At 40.1% G+C, this 19,613-nt stretch carries 20 protein-coding genes; 14 read left to right on the top strand and 6 right to left on the bottom strand.

Annotated features, from left to right (window positions below):
* Positions 1-374: 374 nt before the first annotated feature.
* The 6 genes from IRB79_RS20365 to IRB79_RS20340 all read left to right on the top strand — a co-directional run bounded on the left by IRB79_RS20365 (position 375) and on the right by IRB79_RS20340 (position 7,532).
* Complete coding sequence (locus IRB79_RS20365) at positions 375-4,034, top strand: dynamin family protein (protein WP_243504500.1); 3,660 nt, start codon at positions 375-377, stop codon at positions 4,032-4,034.
* 28 nt (positions 4,035-4,062) lie between these two features.
* Entirely contained in the window at positions 4,063-4,812 is a 750-nt protein-coding gene (locus IRB79_RS20360) for a nucleotidyltransferase domain-containing protein (RefSeq protein WP_243504499.1), read from the top strand.
* A 29-nt stretch (positions 4,813-4,841) separates the two neighbouring features.
* Entirely contained in the window at positions 4,842-5,033 is a 192-nt protein-coding gene (locus IRB79_RS20355; RefSeq protein ID WP_243504497.1) for a hypothetical protein, read from the top strand.
* On the top strand, positions 5,030-5,866 hold the full coding sequence (locus IRB79_RS20350; RefSeq protein ID WP_243504495.1) for a sulfurtransferase: 837 nt from the start codon (positions 5,030-5,032) through the stop codon (positions 5,864-5,866). The genes IRB79_RS20355 and IRB79_RS20350 overlap by 4 nt, the downstream gene beginning before the upstream one ends.
* Positions 5,867-5,959: 93 nt before the next feature.
* The gene (locus IRB79_RS20345; RefSeq protein WP_243504494.1) at positions 5,960-6,562 is read left to right on the top strand and encodes a hypothetical protein; all 603 of its coding nucleotides are present in this window, start codon (positions 5,960-5,962) and stop codon (positions 6,560-6,562) included.
* Positions 6,563-6,641: 79 nt separating this feature from the next.
* Positions 6,642-7,532 (top strand): 5'-3' exonuclease, encoded by an 891-nt coding sequence (locus tag IRB79_RS20340; protein ID WP_243504492.1) that lies wholly within the window; start codon positions 6,642-6,644, stop codon positions 7,530-7,532.
* A gap of 102 nt (positions 7,533-7,634) precedes the next feature.
* Here the strand turns inward: IRB79_RS20340 and sspL are convergent, their stop codons facing one another.
* Positions 7,635-7,772 (bottom strand): small, acid-soluble spore protein L, encoded by a 138-nt coding sequence (sspL, locus tag IRB79_RS20335; protein WP_221878125.1) that lies wholly within the window; start codon positions 7,770-7,772, stop codon positions 7,635-7,637.
* 222 nt (positions 7,773-7,994) lie between these two features.
* Between sspL and IRB79_RS20330 the strand changes: the two genes are divergently transcribed.
* Positions 7,995-8,456: a divergent PAP2 family protein gene (locus IRB79_RS20330; protein ID WP_009332661.1), complete on the top strand. Its 462-nt coding sequence runs from the start codon at positions 7,995-7,997 to the stop codon at positions 8,454-8,456.
* Between the two features lie 120 nt (positions 8,457-8,576).
* Entirely contained in the window at positions 8,577-8,840 is a 264-nt protein-coding gene (locus IRB79_RS20325) for a DUF6123 family protein (RefSeq protein ID WP_206838057.1), read from the top strand.
* A 38-nt stretch (positions 8,841-8,878) separates the two neighbouring features.
* On the opposite strand, the gene IRB79_RS20320 is transcribed toward IRB79_RS20325, so the two are convergent.
* The 3 genes from IRB79_RS20320 to IRB79_RS20310 form a co-directional block, all read right to left on the bottom strand.
* A complete protein-coding gene (locus IRB79_RS20320) occupies positions 8,879-9,796 on the bottom strand; it encodes a DMT family transporter (protein WP_243509577.1) in 918 nt (305 codons plus the stop codon).
* The gene (locus tag IRB79_RS20315; protein WP_243504490.1) at positions 9,789-10,202 is read right to left on the bottom strand and encodes a reverse transcriptase-like protein; all 414 of its coding nucleotides are present in this window, start codon (positions 10,200-10,202) and stop codon (positions 9,789-9,791) included. Before IRB79_RS20315 ends, IRB79_RS20320 begins: the two co-directional genes overlap by 8 nt.
* Positions 10,203-10,450: 248 nt before the next feature.
* Positions 10,451-11,128: a queuosine precursor transporter gene (locus tag IRB79_RS20310; RefSeq protein ID WP_243509575.1), complete on the bottom strand. Its 678-nt coding sequence runs from the start codon at positions 11,126-11,128 to the stop codon at positions 10,451-10,453.
* 186 nt (positions 11,129-11,314) lie between these two features.
* Here IRB79_RS20310 and IRB79_RS20305 point away from each other — a divergent pair, with 186 nt between their 5' ends.
* The gene (locus tag IRB79_RS20305; protein ID WP_243504487.1) at positions 11,315-11,971 is read left to right on the top strand and encodes a ribonuclease H family protein; all 657 of its coding nucleotides are present in this window, start codon (positions 11,315-11,317) and stop codon (positions 11,969-11,971) included.
* Positions 11,972-11,997: 26 nt separating this feature from the next.
* Positions 11,998-12,174 carry a zinc-finger domain-containing protein gene (locus IRB79_RS20300; protein ID WP_243504485.1) on the top strand — a complete coding sequence of 59 codons (177 nt, stop codon included), beginning with the start codon at positions 11,998-12,000 and terminating at the stop codon, positions 12,172-12,174.
* A 57-nt stretch (positions 12,175-12,231) separates the two neighbouring features.
* Here IRB79_RS20300 and cspD read toward each other — a convergent pair whose 3' ends face one another.
* Complete coding sequence (gene cspD, locus IRB79_RS20295; protein WP_009791749.1) at positions 12,232-12,432, bottom strand: cold-shock protein CspD; 201 nt, start codon at positions 12,430-12,432, stop codon at positions 12,232-12,234.
* Between the two features lie 318 nt (positions 12,433-12,750).
* On the opposite strand from cspD, the gene IRB79_RS20290 reads away from it, so the two are divergent.
* The 4 genes from IRB79_RS20290 to mntR all read left to right on the top strand — a co-directional run bounded on the left by IRB79_RS20290 (position 12,751) and on the right by mntR (position 19,285).
* Positions 12,751-13,041: a hypothetical protein gene (locus IRB79_RS20290; RefSeq protein WP_221878118.1), complete on the top strand. Its 291-nt coding sequence runs from the start codon at positions 12,751-12,753 to the stop codon at positions 13,039-13,041.
* 138 nt (positions 13,042-13,179) lie between these two features.
* A complete protein-coding gene (gene pulA, locus IRB79_RS20285; protein ID WP_347815340.1) occupies positions 13,180-16,101 on the top strand; it encodes a type I pullulanase in 2,922 nt (973 codons plus the stop codon).
* A 172-nt stretch (positions 16,102-16,273) separates the two neighbouring features.
* On the top strand, positions 16,274-18,436 hold the full coding sequence (locus IRB79_RS20280; protein WP_243504483.1) for a DNA topoisomerase III: 2,163 nt from the start codon (positions 16,274-16,276) through the stop codon (positions 18,434-18,436).
* 423 nt (positions 18,437-18,859) lie between these two features.
* Positions 18,860-19,285, top strand: a complete 426-nt coding sequence (gene mntR, locus IRB79_RS20275; protein WP_113884637.1) for a transcriptional regulator MntR — start codon at positions 18,860-18,862, stop codon at positions 19,283-19,285.
* Positions 19,286-19,331: 46 nt separating this feature from the next.
* Here the strand turns inward: mntR and IRB79_RS20270 are convergent, their stop codons facing one another.
* Complete coding sequence (locus IRB79_RS20270; protein WP_243504481.1) at positions 19,332-19,550, bottom strand: DUF3892 domain-containing protein; 219 nt, start codon at positions 19,548-19,550, stop codon at positions 19,332-19,334.
* Positions 19,551-19,613: the final 63 nt, after the last annotated feature.

Raw genomic sequence — 19,613 nt, 5'->3', positions numbered from 1 at the left:
ATCGTTCGTGATAAACTTCTAATTGAATTTGAAAATTATTCTCAATATCATTCCAACAGGAAGGTGTTGCTACATATGACAATTCTATTTGTTGCAGGAACAATTGCTGCCTACTCACTTGTTATGAAACATGTTTTAAATAACGTAGCTAAACCACATACAAGATAATAGTATTTCTTGAAACCAGGCAGAGGCCTGGTTTTGTTTTTTTTACGCATGTGAAAATACAAGCAAATGAACATAGAATAAAAGCAGGAATTGATTTCTGCTGAGAAATATTAGAAAAATCAAAGAATAACCCATCCTATATAGGAAAATAAACGAAAATCATATAAAATAGGAAGTAAATTAAAGTTACAAGGGGATTAATGGAAATGGCTGACACGATTTTGCAACCAGGATTGCAGCAAACTGAATTAATGAACAGAATAACTGCTATATATACATTCGCCCAGAGAAATGGGGATAGCCAGACAGCTAAAAGAGCTAAAGATCTCTTAATTAAGCTAAGAGACCAGGAATTTGCCATCGCTTTTTGCGGACATTTTTCAGCTGGGAAATCGAGCATGATTAACAAGCTTGCAGGAGAGGACCTTCTTCCATCCTCGCCGATTCCAACCAGTGCCAACCTGGTAAAAGTCAAATCAGGTGAGGAAGATTATGCAAAAGTTATTTTTAAGGAAGGAAAGCCAAGGCTTTATCCTGCTCCGTATGATTACGGACAGGTAAAATCCTATTGCAAGGACGGCGATTCAATTCATTCCATTGAAATAAGCCATTCTGCCACCAGTTTGCCCAAGAAGGCAGTAATTATGGATACACCTGGAATCGATTCTACAGATGATGCGCATAGAATTGCTACTGAATCTGCTCTTCATTTGGCTGACCTCATTTTTTATGTTATGGATTATAACCATGTCCAGTCGGAATTAAATTTTCTTTTTACAAAAGAACTGACGGCTGCAGGAAAAGAAGTTTATCTTGTTATCAATCAAATTGATAAACATCGGGATGAAGAGCTCAGCTTTGAACAATTTAAAGAAAGCGTAAAGGAATCATTTGCATCCTGGGGAGTAAAGCCTGCGCGGATTTTTTACACCACGTTAAAAGACGAAAATCACCAGGCAAACGATTTTAAGGCACTTCAGAACTTTATTAACAGCAGCATTGATAACCGTGAAGAGCTTTTGCCCCAATCCGTTTTTAATTCTTTAAAGAAACTAACAGAGGATCATCTGGCATTTTTAGGAGACGCCCATGCAGCTGAAAAAGATAAATGGGAAGAAAAATTGGCTGAATTAGATCAGGATGAACGGGATCAGCTCGGAAACAGGCTGCAAGATTTAGAGTATCAGTTGAATAAGCTAAAGTCTTCCATACATGAAGCAGATATTGAGTTAACCGGAAAGATAGATGAGATTTTAAAAAACGCTTATTTAATGCCTTTCCAGACGAGGGAACTGGCAGAATCTTACCTTGAGTCGTGCCAGCCTTCGTTTAAAATTGGCCTATTTTTCAGCAAACAGAAAACGGAGCAGGAAAGGTCAGTGCGGCTTGACCGCTTCTATCAGGATTTTTCCGAAAAGGTTAAGTCTCAGCTGGAGTGGCATATAAAAGAGCTGTTTTTACAGCAGTTCAAGCAGCATAATATCCATGACTCAGACATTCTGGCACAAGTTCAGAGCTTTAAGCTTTCCTTTGAATCAGCAGTTTTAGCCGAAACAGTAAAATCCGGCGCCATGGTTTCAGGAGATTATGTTCTTCAGTATACAAACGACACCGCAGAGGCTGTAAAGAGAATTGCCAAAAAGAACGCAGCTTTCTTGAAAAATGCACTTCTGGAAGCGCTTGAAAAAAATAACAGTCAGGATCAAACTGTACTGGTCAATGAAATTCGCAAGCTTACTGCCTATGCTGAAGCCCTTAGTGCAATTAAAGCTCTCAATGAAAAAGTAATTAAGGCATCTGCCGAGATGAAAGTCTATCTGACAGGTGACTTAGCTCATGATGAGTTTCAAGAGCAAGCCAAAATGCTTGCAGCAGAAGATGTCGATGAAGCTGAAGTTGTTTTCCTGCATGAAGATAAAATTGAGGAAAAGGTGCACAATAGACCTGAAAAATCTGCTGAAGAAGAGCAGACAGGGGAAACTGTTCCTGCGGTTTCCGTTCAGCCTGTTCTTGAAAAGCTTCAATTCACCGCTAATGCAGTAAAAGATATCCCAGGTTTCAGAAAGCTTGCAGCTGATTTGGCAGATAAAGCATCAAGGCTTGAGAGCAAAGAATTCACAGTTGCCCTTTTTGGTGCATTTAGTGCAGGGAAGTCCTCCTTTGCCAACGCTTTAATCGGGAATAAACTGCTTCCTGTTTCACCAAATCCCACGACAGCCGCAATCAACAAAATTAAGCCTGTTACGGCAGAAAATGAGCATGGAACCGTTCTTGTAAAAGTAAAGGATTCACAGACTCTCTTAAATGATATCAATCATTCATTGAAGGTCTTTGATTATTCTGCAGGAAACTTCGGCGATGCTGCTGCAGCGATTAAGAAGATCACTGGGGAAAACCAGGATTTCGATGCGAATGAAAAGACACACTTTGCATTTCTTAATGCGTTTATGAGAGGTTTTAATTTCTTCACAGATCAGCTTGGGAAAGTCATAAAAGCTGATTTGGAAGAGTTTCGGGACTATGTTGCCAATGAGGAAAAATCATGCTTCGTTGAGACTATAGAGGTTTACTTTGATTGTGAACTGACAAGGCAGGGAATTACCCTGGTTGACACACCTGGGGCAGATTCGATTAATGCGAGGCATACCGGGGTCGCATTTGAATATATAAAAAACTCGGATGCAATCCTTTTTGTAACTTATTATAATCATGCCTTTTCGAAAGCCGATAGAGAGTTTCTTATTCAGCTTGGAAGGGTCAAGGACACCTTCTCCCTTGATAAAATGTTCTTTATCGTCAATGCAATCGACCTTGCCAATAATGAAGAAGAAAAGGATTCGGTACTAGAATACGTTGAAGAGCAGCTGGTGCAATACGGAATCCGCCGGCCCCATCTGTCTGGCATTTCAAGCCTTCAAGCTCTGGCAGAGAAGCTGGATAGCAGCAAAGAGGAAGTTTCCAATATCAGCTCATTTGAAAAGAGCTTTTACTCCTTTATTAATCAAGACCTGCTGAATATTTCCATATCATCAGCAGAAACAGAGTGGAGGCGCCTATTAGCCCAGCTGAGGTCTTACATTTCTTCCTCACAGGAAAATAAAGAAGTCAGGTTTGAAAAGCTGAAACAGCTTGAGGAAGAGCATCAAACGGTTGCTGAGATTATCCGTGGACAAAAATCCGAACTGCTGTCCCAAAGGCTTGAACAGGAAACGGATGAGCTTGTATTTTACATCAAGCAAAGAGTATTTCTGCGTTACTTTGACTTTGTTAAGGAGGCTTTCAACCCTTCAGTCCTGAAGGATGATGGCCGGAACTTAAAGAAAATGCTTAAAATCGCACTTGACGAATTCCTTGCAAGCTTTGGATTTGATTTTGCCCAGGAGCTTCGCGCAACAACATTAAGGCTTGAATCCTATATATCCAAGCTGATCGGCCAGCAGCAGGAGACTATTTCGAAAAAAGCCGCCAATGTGAACAGTGATTTGTCTTTTAGCTCTTATGAGACATTAAAAATGGAAAGTATTGAATTTGATTCAGCATTTTCCAATGAAGACCCTAATCAATTTAAAAAAGCTCTATCCTACTTTAAAAATCCAAAATCGTTTTTTGAAAAGAATGAACGCAAGCAGTTAGCGGATGAACTGGAGAAGAACCTGCAGGAACCTGCAGACCGCTACCTGCAAGCTGAAAGCACCAGACTAAAATTCCATTACAGCAGCCTGCTGACGGCTGAATTTGAGCGGCTGCTCAATTCGCTGATTGAACAGAACAATGAATATTATGAAGGAATTACGGCTGCTTTAAAAGATGATTTCCCAATTGAAGAGCTGAAAGAAATTGAGAGGAACATTGCACAGTACGAATAAAAGGTATTGAAAGGTTGCTGCTTTTCTTATGGAAAAATGGCTTTCCGATGCTGAAGAAAAATACAATATTGACATCCTTTTTGCATGTGAAGCAGGAAGCAGGGCCTGGGGGACAGATGATGCGGAATCGGATTATGATATCCGCTTCATCTTTAAACATAAGGATCTGAAAGCATATCTTTCCCTTGAACGTGCAAAAGAGGTTATTGATGCAGATACCCCTTATGATGCGCACGGCTGGGATATTTTTAAAGCATTTGACCTTATGCACAAATCCAATCCAAGTATATTCGAATGGGCATACTCACCCATCATCTACAGGGATAAGGATGGCTTTTCAAATAGGCTAAGGAGTATCGCGGAAAAAGAGTTTTCACGATATAAGTTATTCCAGCATTACACCCAGCTCTTTTCCCGCAATCTAGGTGAAGCGGCTAAAAAAGAGGAATTTACAATTAAGAAACAGAAGCTGCTAATTCAGGCGGCAAGAGCCTGCCTCATTTCAAGGCAGCTGCTTCAGCAAAGTAATTTAAACGGAGACTTTTTGTATACAGGTCTCTTTTGTTTAAAGGAAGAGGATGAGATTACCCGCTTTTATCAGGCCCTGGCCCATGCAAAACAACGTGGGGGTCTTATTCAGGAGCATTTAGCAAATCAAATAGCTGAGACACTCGAGTCAGAAAGGGAAGTACTCTATATAGCCGGTGAATCAATGCCTAAAGAAAAAGGCAAAATATCCGGACTGAATGAATGGCTTTGGGAACTGCTGAAAGTTTAAAATTATTTCTGAAAAGAAAAGGGAGAGCTATGGGGAAGAATTCTTTTCATGCATGTGCAACCTGCGTAAACTTCCAGCCTGAAAGACGTAAAGAAGGAATGGTTTATTTTTGCAGCAGACTGGGCTATGAAACGAAACCTGACTATCAATTTAACTGCTGGACACCAAAGGAACATATAATACGCCTGATGGAAAAGAGAAAAGGGGAGAACCTTAAATGAAGTATCTAGTAGAAAAGGAATGGGTTTTAACCAAACTGGATGATCCCAATATCCGAATTGCCGACTGCCGCTTTAAACTTGGGTCGCCTGAAGAAGGGCGCAGCTTATATAATCTCAGCCATATTCCCAATGCAGTGTATTTTGATTTAGAGAAGGATCTGTCAGGCCCTGTGAGAGAACATGGGGGCAGGCACCCGCTTCCAGATCCCTCTCAATTTAGAGAAGAACTTGAGAAAGCTGGAATCAGCAGGGATACCACAGTAATTGCCTATGATGGAGGAGAAGGGGCTTTTGCTGCAAGATTCTGGTGGCTGCTCATGTATTTGGGACATGAAAAAGTTTATGTATTGAACGGCGGATATAAAGAATGGGCTGAAAGCGACTATCCTTTGAATAATAAGGTTCAAAGCTTTGGGACAGCTGACTTTATAATCGATCTGCAGCCTGATATACTTGCCTCATACGAAGAAGTTAAAAGCTTTACCGTTAATCAGGATATTGCTGTAATAATCGATTCTAGAGAGGAAAAGAGATACCTGGGGCTGGAGGAGCCAATAGATAAAAAAGCGGGCCATATTCCAGGAGCAATAAATAGAGTTTGGCTTGAAACCTATAAGAATGGGAGATTTAAAGAAGCTGAGGAACAGGGAAATAGATTTGCAGACATTGATAAAAATAAACCTATAATTGTTTATTGCGGCTCTGGCGTGACGGCGGCACCTAACTTTCTTGCTTTAAAGGAAGCTGGCTATAAACATGTTAAATTATATGCTGGAAGCTTCAGTGACTGGATCTCTTATGACGGCAATAAAATAGAAACTGTCGAAAAATAGTGAAATCCCTTTTTGAAAAAGGGATTTTTTTACTTTTTGAATTATTATATAATTTAAAAGGTTTAATATATTTTGAAAAAATGGAGGGTAAAAATGAATACTTCGGGTTACACCATCACCAAAAAACAAAAAACCGATATTAACCAAATATTGGTGACAACGGCCATCATTTTAATATTATCTGCAATCTTTATTCCTATATTTTTACTTTCACCTTTTCAGGCGCAATTCTATAAACCTGAAGGGACCTGGGTTTTCGAAGCTCCGAAATCAGCTTATCTGACATTTAGCATTGCACTGGCAGCAATGGGTGTTTTTATCATTGCAGGAGTTTGGCTGCAGAGCGCTGAAAAAATCGGCAGGATTGGAAAAGTTATAGTAGGAGCCGGACTTTTATTTTCACTGGCTACAGTGATTCTCAGTTTTGATTATTACCACTATATCGATAAAAAAGGTGTACATTTTAACACATTATTCAGTTTGCAGGAGAAGCATTATGAGTGGTCGGAAATTCAGCAAGCAAGGCAAACGGTTATAAATAAAATGGGTGTTATGTCTGATGATGAATTAATTTTTACTTTTAAGGATGGAACCACATATGCCTATCCTTTAAATGATAATATCCGCAAGGCAAGAATTGCGGCTTACTATGAGCTGGAAGAACATGGAGTTGAATTGATCAGGGAAACGGACTAATACTGTAAAACTTTTCAAGAGAAATGGGGAGTTACGCATGTTATAATAGTTGTTATGATTATAATCGGGAGGCGGAAAAATGAACGAGAAGAAACCTTCACTGCTGCTTGTTGATGGAATGGCTCTGCTGTTCAGGGCATATTTTGCAACAGCAATGTCCGGTCAATTTATGATAAATTCAAAAGGAATGCCTACAAATGGAGTTTACGGCTTTGTTAAACACTTTTTAACGGCTGTTTCTTCCTTTAATCCGACTCATGTGGCCGTATGCTGGGATATGGGAAGTAAAACCTTCCGCACGGAAATGTTTGATGCCTATAAAGCAAACCGTCCTGAAGCTCCGATTGAACTTGTACCTCAATTCGATCTAGTAAAAGAAGTCGTGGAAGCTTTTGACGTGCCTAATATTGGCCTTGAAGGATATGAAGCTGATGACTGCATTGGTACCATTGCAAGAAAAGCTAGCGAGGAAGCGGAAGTCCTGATCCTTACTGGCGACCAGGATATCCTGCAGCTTCTGGATGACAATATTTCTGTCATTCTGCTGCAAAAAGGCTACGGGAATTATCTTGTGCATACAACGGAAACCTTTTATGAAGAAAAGGGAATAACACCTAAGCAGATGATTGACTTGAAAGCCTTCATGGGGGATACAAGTGATAATTATCCGGGAGTAAAAGGGATTGGCGAAAAAACAGCGCTGAAGCTGCTGCAGCAATTTGAGCATATTGAAGGGGTGCTGGAAAACCTGGAACAGCTTACAAAAGGACAGCGTACCAAGATCGAACAGGATCTTGAAATGCTGCACTTGAGCAGACAGCTCGCCGAAATAAAATGCGATGTACCAGTTGAATGCCCTCTCGACCTGGCGCAATTCACAATGAACCGGGAAAAGGTCATTGAGAAATTCACTGAAATTGAATTCCGCGGCCTTCACAGATTTCTTGATTTTAAAAAGGAATATGCATAATAGAAGCTCCAGGCGGCTGCCTGGGGTTTTTTAAATGGCGTTCCTCTCAGACCAAATATTCCCCATAAATCATAAAAGCCGCCCAAGGCGGCCATTCAAGCATTATTTAGTATTCTTCTTCTTCGCTGCATTCTCCAGTTTGCTTTTAGGCTCTTCTGAAAATTCAGCATCCTGCCCGTATCCTTGAGGGTTTACGCCAGGTGCTTTTTTTCCTCTGTTTGTATGTCCATTTTTGCTCATGTGATTCACCTCCCCAGTAAGCAATTCCTCCATTGATAACCTTATTATTGTTAAAGTCTTCGGGTTTTAATCATGTCCATCGAGGGTACAATTTAGCAACTGATGCGGTGAATTTTTCTTCTTTTTTGGGTTTAATTACTCCATGAATACAAGCCTATTTAGCATTTGAAGGAGGAATAATAAAAGTCTGCATACTTCAAAATAAAGAAGAGGTGAGTTGTTATGAATAAGGGAGTTTATATCGCTCTTTTAAGTATAGGGCTGGCACAGGGCCTGAAAATCCCCATCCATTATGTGAAAAAGGGAGAACTTCGTCCGGATTTATTTTTCCAGACAGGGGGCATGCCGAGTTCCCATTCAGCAGGTGTTTCGTCTTTAACTACTTTTATTGCTTTAAAGCGCGGAGTGCCTACGGTCGACTTTGCTTTGTCGCTGGTTTATGGCCTGATCGTTATGTATGATGCCCAGGGAATCAGGCGCCAGACCGGTGAGCTAACCTTAAAGGTAAACAGTCTGGGTGAGCTGGTTGATAAAATTCACAAAGATGAAACTGTAAAGTTTGAGGAGGAAGGTCCAAAGAAACTGAAGGAAATGCTCGGCCACCAGCCTGCTGAAGTATTGGGCGGAGCTCTCCTCGGTGTATTAACCGGAACACTTGGCTACCTTCTAACTAAGAAGAAATAATTTTTGCTAATTGAGCTTACAACTCCCTTGCTTCATGCAGAAAAAAGCTAGATAATTGTCGAAAAATCAAGTAAGATTTAGGAGAACGCAGGAGGGAGCAGGGGAAGAGGGTAAGTAAAAATGAAGACAGTTGAAGAGTATTTGCACTTTTTGCAAAGTAAAGGTTTTCAATTTCGGGAAGACGCGGTTGGCTTCATTTACTTTGGCAAAAATTATACCAATGCTTCTGACGAGCTTGCCAATGCAGCAATAGAACTTACATTAAAAGCGCAGAAATCTTTTGACGGCAGTTTTTACGTATCTTTGCTTGAAACATTGGTTTCAAAGAATATTACCAGCAGGCGGGAAGCAATAAAATTTGTAAAAGAAAAAGCAATCATTTAAAAGGCGTGTCTTTATTGAGAACACGCCTTTTCAATTTATTAAGCTGCTTTTTTCCTAAAGATCGATAAGGTTTTCTTAGCAGGAATTTCTGCAAAAACCATTCCTGCGAAAATAAGCAGACAGCCAGTCAGGGCACTAAAGGAAAGTCTCTCATTCGCCCACATAAATCCAGCAGCGGCTGCAAACACAGGTTCCATGGCAAAGATCAGGGCTACTCTTGTTGGTGTTGTATATTTTTGAAATGCCGTCTGTGCAAAAAATGCGATCGCGGTAGCAAATAGTGAAGTTACAATCAGAGCAGTCACCACATTGGTCTTAAATAAGACTCCTGTTTCAAATGCCTGCTGCCAATTTTCTGTGAAAAACGCAAAAATGACTGATAGTAATGCCACTGTACCTACTTGAATAACCGTTAATAGCAGGGCCGGATATTTACTGCTGTATTTCCCTGTGAATATAATATGAAGTGCAAAACCGACAGCACAAATTAATACATATGCATCACCGATATTTAGCGAGACTTTATCGGTCATTGTAAGCAAATACAATCCCGCCGTTGCAATTGATACACCTATAATGGCATTGAATCCTGGCTTGTTTTTTAAAAGCATAAAAGAAAAGACTGGGACCATTACTACACTTAACCCCGTAATAAAGCCAGCTTTTGAAGATGTTGTGTAAAGCAGGCCGATTGTCTGGAAAGCATAGCCTATAAATAAAAACAAGCCCATAATAACTCCGGAAATCAAAAGCTTTTTGTCTATTTCCTTTAATTGTTCTCTCTCAAAAATCACAAGCCACCCTCCCAGCAAGAAAGCGGCCATGAAAAAGCGTACGCCATTAAAAGAAAATGGTTCAAGAAAAGCAATGGCGTTTTGTACAAGCACAAAGGTGGTTCCCCACACAAAGGCTACCAGCAAAAGGCTTACATCTGCAAATATAACCGATCTATTCATTATCTTTTTGACCTTTCGTTCTATTTTTGCGAATGGCAGCTCTGGCCAATTCATCTGCTCCTTTGTTTTCGGAACTGGGCACCCACTTCATAAAAAACAAATCAAATTGTCTTGTAAGCTCCAAAGCATTTTCAAGCAAGGGAGCAAACTTTTTATTTTTAACGAATTCCTTTTCAACGGCCCGGTTAACGAGCTGTGAATCCGTTCGAAAAGAAACTGTTTTGTATCCCTTTTCTATACATATTTTCAGCGCATGAATAAATGCACGGTATTCGGCTTCGTGATTTTCCATATTCCCCAAAGCAATGGAATAGCGTTCGACTTGGCCATTATTTTTAATGAATATGCCTGCACCGCTGGGACCTGGGTTTCCGGCACTTGCTCCATCGATATATACTTCAATCAATTAAACAGCCTCCTGATTTTAACAGCATAATAGGGTAAACTAAATGTAGTTTATCATAAAAATAATCGATAAAGTGAAACTTCAATCAGTGGGGGGGCTTTATCCCCCACTGATTGTTAGTTGAACCAATCGGGCCTTTACGGGCAGTTGGATCCCCCACTTATCCTCCATTGATACCTCTGAGTCTTAATTGGGGGGAGCCTACTGCCCGTTAGACTGCGATAAAAAAAGGATACCAAAACGGCATCCTAATCTTTTACTGGAAAACGTTTAGCAATATAGCCAAACGGGGTATCAAGTATAGCTACTATAAATTTCAGCAAATAAGTCGTGATGAATATTTGAATCCATTCCTCCATTGGAAATACACCGAGGAAGGCAATGCTTGTAAAAACAAGGGTATCCAATAGCTGGCTGATCATGGTGCTGCCATTATTTCTGATCCAAAATTGGCCATCGTTTGGAAATTTCTTTTTTAAATAGGTAAAGATATAAACATCCGTAAATTGGCTAACTAAATAGGCAGCGAGGCTTCCGGCAGCAATCCGCGGCAGAATCGAAAAAAGAGTGCTGAGGGGTTCCTGTGCAAAATCTGTTTCATGCGGTTTAAATAATAATACCATCTGCATGATGAGAGTCATGGACAGAAGAGTAAAGAAACCAAGCCATACAGCTTTTTTTGCTTCTTCTTTTCCGTACTTTTCATTTAGGATATCCGTAACGAGAAAAGCGGTACCGTACATAGCGTTTCCTAAAGTAGCCGTCAGGCCGAACATTTCAATGGTTTTTACCACTTGAAGATTGGCCATGACAGTTGAGAAGCCAATCCACACGAATAAACCAGTCTTTCCGAACAGGCGGTACATAGCCAAAACTAATGTGAAATTAATAATTGCAAAGAGCAATCCAAACCATTCATTAAACATCATATTCCTCCTAGTTTTGTTAATGCGGGAGTTTGCGAACCGCAGGAGATATAAAATTGTCATTGACCATTATACCTTGAAATATACTCAGTTAGTAATAAACTGAGTAAAGTATAATAAGTTCAACTATTGCAAACAGTTCTAATAATGATGACCAGCTAATAAAGTACAGAAAGGCTGACCTTAATGAAATATAAATTGGAATGGAAATATAAACTTAAAGGAACTGAGGATATATTATTTACTTCAGATTGGATTGACGGTGAATCGGCATTGCAGGCTGGAGAAGATATTGAAAAATCAGGGAAGGGCAAAGAAGTAATTTATTATGATGAAGCTGGCACCTCATGGAGCACAAAGGAATTGAGAAAGCTTCTAATGGAAGTGGAAGAGGATCCCCACGATATTACCGTATTTTTTGATGGCGGATTTAATAAAGAAACCAGTCAGGCTGGCCTCGGTGCGGTAATATATTTTAAACAAGGCAAAAAAAAGTACCGTGTGCGGGCAAATGAGCTCTTTGATGAGATGGATAATAATAATGAGGCAGAATATGCGGCCATTTATTACACTCTCAACCTGCTCGAAGAAATGGGCGTTCATCATATGACTTGTGAATTCAAAGGGGATTCCCAGGTAGTATTGAAACAGCTTGAAGGGGAATGGCCATGTTATGAAGAAAATTTAAACCGCTGGCTTGACCGAATTGAAGAAAAAATTAAAAAGCTTGGTATTCTGCCAAGATATAGACCCATTCCGCGCAATGAAAATAAAGAAGCAGATAAATTGGCCGGTCAGGCACTGCAGGGGAAGTTTATTAACAGCAAAATGCAGATAATATAATCGGGTATAAGGAAGGCGTGAATCGTTTGAGCAGAAAGGAAATTATTAATGAAGTGGAGGAGCTGATGATCAGTTACTGCAAAGACTGCTTTCTTCATAAACATCATAAAGAGGATAGAGGGCGCAGATATGCCCATCGATTTTGCATTAAAGAGTGCACGGTAGGTGAGAAAATTAAATCAATTGGCAGCAAGCTTTCATAAATACGGGACGAAAATAAAAGGCTGGCAGATGCCAGCCTTATAATCGTTATATTTGAATTATAGTTTTACAACGTTTGCAGCTTGAGGTCCGCGGTTTCCTTCAACGATTTCAAAAGAAACTTCCTGGCCTTCTTCTAAAGATTTAAAACCATCACCTTGGATAGCAGTGAAGTGTACGAATACATCGTCTCCGCCTTCAACTTCGATGAAACCGAAACCTTTTTCATTGTTGAACCATTTTACTTTACCGTTTTGCATGTTTACTTTTCCTCCTAAGCCTGTCAAGACACATCTTGTGCCTTAGATGAATATTACCACCTAACAAAACATAGAGCAGATATTTTTATCTAATAACGGAAATATATTCTGTTAAATGATGATTATAATATACACGAATGGGCACTTTCCGTCAAGGAATTGAAACGCTTTTTTACAAAAAACATTAAAATATTTTAAATATTTTAACTTTTGTTTAATTGAGAGTGTATTGCTATGTTTACCCAGTGATTTGATAACATAAATTATAGATTTTCTCATATTAATTAATAATTATCTTGTTGCCAAAGGGTGAGGAAAATGTATCGGTTTTCCATTGAGAATCAAGATTGGATCTTGAGGTTTTCACCCAACATCCAAATAGAAGCGGAAGAGAAGCAGGCCATCATCAGCTCAATCCTGCAGCTTGGCAAGGACCTCCCTCTATACTCGCATGGAGAGTCTTTTATTATTATGAATGACCAATTAGGCATCATAGTTTTTAATGTTGAGAAAATACCATCCATGATTTTGACGGTTTCCAACATTGTCACAGAAAATAAATGGTACATCCAAAAAAATCTGACAATAAAGCGCTATCTAAAAGAATGATCGGCAAAAGCCGATTTTTTTTGAACAGGTTTAATAGTTAAAAAATCACAGAGTCTTCCGCCTTATGCAAACGCTTTCCTTTATGGATTAATATATAATTGCAGGAATCTTTAAACAATTTATAAAGGAGGACTTAGGTTGAAAGGGTATAAACAGTTTATTTTTCTGGCCGCAGCTATAATAATGGCGGCATCTAATTTTTTATCCCCATTTATGCAAACGATTGCATCGGCCGAAAAAACGACACAAGGGGCCGGTCAGACTACAGCAGTCACCATCCATTATCAGCCTGAAGAGGGCGAAATGAAGGATTGGAATTTGTGGGTATGGCCTAAAGATGGCGAGGGACAGGTTTTTGAATTCACTGGTGAAGATGAGTTTGGACTTACTGCAGAGGTTGTGCTGCAAGGTATCCATAATGAAGTTGGATTTATTGTCCGCACTGACAGCTGGGAGAAAGATGGAGGGGACCGATTCATTAATGTACAAGGCGGATATGATGAAGTATGGGTGAAAGCAGGCGATGAACATACATATACATCACCGCCTGATGGTGAGTATAGGGACTTTCCAGCATTTGAACGGGTGAAGGTAAAACTCCACTACTTTCGATATGACGGAAATTATGAAGGCTGGAATTTATGGACATGGCCAGAAGGCAAGGATGGCAAAAGAGTTGATTTTACAGCAGAAGATGATTTTGGGAAAGTTGCTGAATTTGAGCTTGAAAATCCGGAAGGTATGAAAAAGGCCGGATTTATAGTCAGGAAGAGCATGGAAGGAAATGATTGGGTCGGCAAGGAATTTGGTGATCGCTTTATTACAAAGTTCGATGAAAATGGGAATGCAGAAGTATGGATTGTTCAGGGAACAGAAAGAATTTATTACAATCCAGCCTATATTGAAAAAGTTCCAAAAATAGTGAATGCTTCTATGGATACTTTTAATCAGATTACGCTTGAAACCAATTTCCCTTTCCAGTGGAGGGATTGGGAATCCATAATTGAAATTGACAATGCCGATATTAAAGAAGTTGTCCCTTATGACGGGGACGAGGAAAATGATTTTACAAATAAAGTAAGAGTGATAACAGAAGATAAACTAGATTTCAGGCAATCATATAAAATCACTGCAGTTTCATTTGGAGAGGCAGAGGTGAAGATTGGGGATATTGTCAGATCAAAGGAATTTGATGATGCTTTCTATTATGATGGGAAGCTGGGAAACCAGTATACGAAAAATCAAACCTCTTTCAGGCTTTGGGCCCCTACAGCAAGTGAAGCATCCATAGTCCTTTATGACAGCTGGGATGATCAGACCGCTGATGAACTTCCTCTTAAAAGAGGTGAAAAAGGAACCTGGACAACTGTTCTAAAAGGGGATCAAAATGGGCTGATTTACAATTATAAAGTCAAAATCGGAGGGGAATGGACAGAAGCGACTGATCCCTATGTCCGGGCTGTAACAGTGAATGGCGACAGGGGCGTTGTGATGGATCTGGATACAACCGACCCTAAAAAGTGGAATAAACAGAAGCCGAAGTTAAAGAATCCAGAGGACTCCATCATTTATGAAGTTCATGTACGGGACCTTTCGATTCATGAGGACAGCGGCATTAAGCATAAGGGGAAGTTCCTTGGGGCTGCTGAGAAAAGCACCTTAAATTCTAAAGGAGAAAAAACAGGTTTAAATCATATAAAAGATCTTGGAGTCACACATGTTCAGTTCCTTCCGATTTATGACTACCGGACGGTTGATGAAACAAAACTGGACGAACCACAATATAACTGGGGCTATGATCCAAAAAATTATAATGTGCCGGAAGGCTCGTATTCTACTGATCCTTATGATCCAGCTGCAAGAATTATAGAATTGAAGACAATGATTCAGGAGTACCATAATGAGCAGCTGCGGGTTGTAATGGATGTTGTGTATAATCATGTGTTTGCAGTGAATGAATCCAGTTTCCATAAGCTTGTTCCAGGCTACTATTTCCGCTATAACGAAGATGGAACACTTGCCAATGGCACAGGAGTCGGCAATGATACAGCTTCGGAAAGAAAAATGGTGCAGAAATTTATTGTCGACTCTGTTGCCTATTGGGCTGAGGAATATAATCTTGATGGATTCCGCTTTGATCTGATGGGCATTCATGACACTGAAACAATGAATAAAGTAAGAAAGACATTGGATAAAATTGATCCTACTATCATTATCATTGGGGAGGGATGGGATTTAAACACACCACTGGCAGCTGAAAGAAAGGCCAATCAGAAAAATGCCGAAGATATGCCTGGCATTGGCCATTTCAACGATGGCATCCGGGATGGTTTAAAAGGCAGTGTGTTTGATGAACTGGATAAAGGTTTTGTAAATGGCAAACAGGGCATGGAAAACTTTGTTCAGCAAGGAATTGCAGCAGGATTGGATTATCCGGGCACAATGGCCACATACAAAGATCCTGAACAGGCGGTTACGTATGCTGAGGCACATGATAACCACACTCTTTGGGATAAGCTTGAACTGACCAATCCAGATGCAGATGAAGAATCAAGAAAGAAAATGCATAAATTGGCTTCTTCCATTATACTGACATCCCAAGGAGTCAGCTTTGTTCATGCAGGCCAGGAATTCATGCGGACAAAATACGGGGATCACAACAGCTATAAATCCCCTGACAGTGTAAATCAGTTAGACTGGGACCGCCGAACTGAATTCAGCGGGGAAGTAGACTATTTTAAAGGTCTGATTAAGCTCAGAAAGCATTATAAATCGTTTAGAATGACAACAGCTGAGGATATTCAATCAAAGCTTGATTTTATAGATGCCCCAGATAATACGGTGGCTTACAGACTGGATGCAAATGGCCTAAAAGATAGAGCGAAAGAGATTGTTGTAATCTATAATGCAAATACAGAACCAGCCAAAATATCACTTCCAGGCAAGGGCCCTTGGCATTTGCTTGCAGACGGAAAACAGGCAGGGATAAGAACCCTAAAGATATATCAGTCAAAAACAATTGAAGTACCCGCACAAACAAGCTTTATTCTAAAAAGATAAGTAGTGGAGGAGAATCCTGTGAGGGGGTTCTTCTTTTGTTTTTCTTAGCGGAACACGATTGTTTTAAAAATTTCATAACTATATAGGTATTTTAACTCCCTTTGCTAAATTTTTAGGTTAATATTAAAATAGATGTCTACAATTTGTTCTACAATGCAAAGGGAGCTAAAGTATGAAACTGATAATCGCGGAAAAACCCGATCAGGGTATGACGCTGGCTTCTATTTTTAAAATGAAGAAACACCAGGGATATATTGAGATCCTTCCGAACGATATATTTCCCCAAGGGGCTCATGTTACCTGGGCTATAGGCCACCTATGCCAGCTGTCTGCCCCTGAAAAATACAATAAGGATTGGAAAAAATGGTCATTGGATACATTGCCCATAATTCCGGAGCAATTTCAATATGAAGTGACAAAGGATAAAGCAAAACAATTTAATATAATCAAACAGCTTTCTTCTAATCCTAATTTAACAGAAATTATCCATGCTGGTGATGCAGGGAGAGAAGGCGAGCTTATCATCCGGAATATTCTAAGGCTTACCGGTACCGTAGTGCCCATGAAAAGACTCTGGATCTCTTCCTTGACTCCTAAAGCCATAAAGGAAGGGTTTCTTGCCCTGCTGGATGAAAGTGACACAAGGAACTTATATTATGAAGCCTATACGAGAGCATGTGCCGACTGGATCGTTGGCATGAATGCTTCGCGTTTATACAGTCTTCTTCTGCAGCAGAAAGGTTTCTCGGATGTTTTTTCAGTAGGAAGGGTTCAGACTCCCACTTTAGCTTTAATCGTAAAAAGAGAACAGGAAATCCAGAATTTTGTTTCCGAACCTTTCTGGGAGGTAACTGCACAGTTTAAAGTAAACGGGAAAAAATATACCGGCAAGTGGGAAAAAGATGGGGAATCAAGAATTAAGACGAAAGAGCTTGCCGAAAAGATTGCGGCATTCTGCAGGGACAAAGATGCACAGGTAGAAGATGTGCAGGCCGAAAAAAAAGAATTCCTGCCGCCGATGCTTTATAACCTTTCTGCACTGCAGGCAGAAGCAAACCGCAGATTCAAATTCCCGCCTAAAAAAACACTTGATGTATTGCAGAAGCTTTATCAAAAAGGAATCGTATCATATCCTCGTTCAGATTCCAGGCACGTAACAGAAGGAGAAGCGGAAATGTTTCCAGAGATCCTCAGAAAAATGGAAACAAAAGATGAGTATAAGGAACTTTTCCCTCTGCCTTCAAGCTCAATTTTGCAGAATAAACGGTATGTCAATGATAAAAAGGTAACTGATCACTATGCCATTATTCCGACCGAACAGGTGCCCGACCTGGTAAGATTATCTTCGGATGAAAAAATTCTCTATGACCTGATCGTAAGGAGCTTAATAGCTGCACATTATGGAAAAGCTGTAACAGAATATACAACTATTAAAACCCTTGCAGATGGAAGAGCTTTGTTTTTATCCAAGGGAAAAGTACAGCTTGAAGAAGGCTGGAGAAAAGTGATTCCGCAGCAGGAGAAGGAAAAGGAACCGATTCTGCCTTTATTGCAGGCGGGTGATCAAGGTACAGTGTTAAAGGCGGATGTTAAAGAAAGCAAAACCCAGCCGCCAAAAAGGTATACTGAAGGCCAGCTGATTACACTGATGAAAACGGCCGGGAAGCAAATCGAAGATAAGGAACTTGAAAAGGTCCTGATGAAGACGGAAGGCCTTGGAACGGAAGCCACAAGGGCGGGAATCATCACAATGCTGAAGGAGCGCAAATACATTGATATAAAGAAGAATCTTGTATATGCAAACTCAAAAGCAAAAATCCTGATAGAGGCAATAGGCACAGAAATACTGGCTTCTCCAGAAATGACGGCCAAATGGGAACAGCGGCTGAAGGATATTTCGGATGGTCAGGCATCCCCAAAACAATTCATGGAGCAAACCAATAAAATGGTTGGCCATTTGATTTCCGCCTCCATTGAACATGCGGGAAAGTGGACATTTTCTGAGGAAGATAAAGAGGGGTTCACGCCTGGGAAATTCAAGCAAAAAAGGGCAGCCAATCTGGGCAAATGCATGCTGTGTGATGGTAAAGTGGTTGATAAGGGGAGCTTTTATGGCTGCTCCAATTATAATAAAACAAAATGCACTTTCACTATTTCCAAAAGCATTATGGGAAAGACGATGACTCAAAAACTGCTTAAACAGCTATTAAAGGATGGGGAAACAGAATTAGTTGAAGGTTTTACAAGCAAAGGAAAGGATAAAACATTTTCAGCTAAATTAACCTGGGACCGCCAGGAGAACAGAGTCAAATTTCTCTTCCCGCAAAAGACCTAAATTTGCCTGCTGCAGTGTATTTCCTTGTCTCCATTTTCCAACTGTAGTAAAATCGTTAAAGTCTTATATATATTTATTAAAGATATAAAGTGAACATGCGCTCTGCGCTTTTCTAAAATAGTTGTCTAGCTCCGAGCGCCATCGGCTCGAGGTCTTAAGCCAATCGCTTCTGAAGGCAAAGAACGCCTTCTGCCAGCGCTTGTCATAAGCAGGTCGCCGAAAGGCAGGCGCTTGCGCTTTTCTAATAATATCTGAATTTGTATCTTTGAATTTTGAGAACTGTCTAGCTCCAGCGCCTACCCCCTCGAGGTCACAAGCCAATCCTCCCAAAAAGGCAAAGAACGCCTTTCTGAGAGGCTTGTCTTGTGCTTGTCGGGGGTGGGCAAGGCGCTTGCGCTTTTCTAATTGGCAGGAGGTTGCGTAATGCCAACACCAAGTATGGAAGATTACATTGAACAAATATATATGTTAATCGAGGACAAAGGATATGCCAGAGTTTCTGATATTGCCGAGGCTCTCTCTGTACATCCATCTTCTGTGACAAAAATGGTTCAGAAACTTGATAAGGATGAGTATCTTGTTTATGAAAAATACCGAGGGCTTATTTTAACGCCAAAAGGAAAAAAAATCGGCAAGAGGCTTGTATATCGGCATGAACTTTTAGAACAGCTCCTGCGTATTATTGGAGTTAAAGAAGAAAATATTTATGAAGATGTGGAAGGTATTGAACATCACCTGAGCTGGGATGCCATCGACAGGGTTGGCGACTTGGTTCAGTTTTTTGAAGAAGATGAAAGCCGCATTGGAGTGCTGAGGGAAATCCAGCGTAAAAATGAAGAAGAACAGTAAAAACCTGACTGCTTTGCGTCAGGTTTTTTCATGTACTGGCACTGTTTTAATAGAAGCTGGGAAAATCATCAAAAGATGACGCATAGGAAGGATTTAGATACATAGAACCATCTTCGTCTTCATAAATTTGAATACCCTCAATCAAGCCTTCTTCAGCCTCCAATAGTGCTTTCCGATAAGAAATGATCCGTCCTCCAGAAGTCTGGAATGAAATAATCTCATCATTGTTGTTTCTGTAGACTGCTGTCAGCTGTTCGCCGTCCATACAAAACTCTCCTTATTCATTTTCTATCAATATTGTTGACTTTTTTAACATTTTATAATCAGA

Source organism: Cytobacillus oceanisediminis, assembly GCF_022811925.1.
Classification (GTDB): domain Bacteria; phylum Bacillota; class Bacilli; order Bacillales; family Cytobacillaceae; genus Cytobacillus; species Cytobacillus oceanisediminis_D.
The sequence above is the reverse complement of the archived record's forward strand: the minus strand, read 5'-3'. Positions and strand labels throughout refer to the sequence as shown.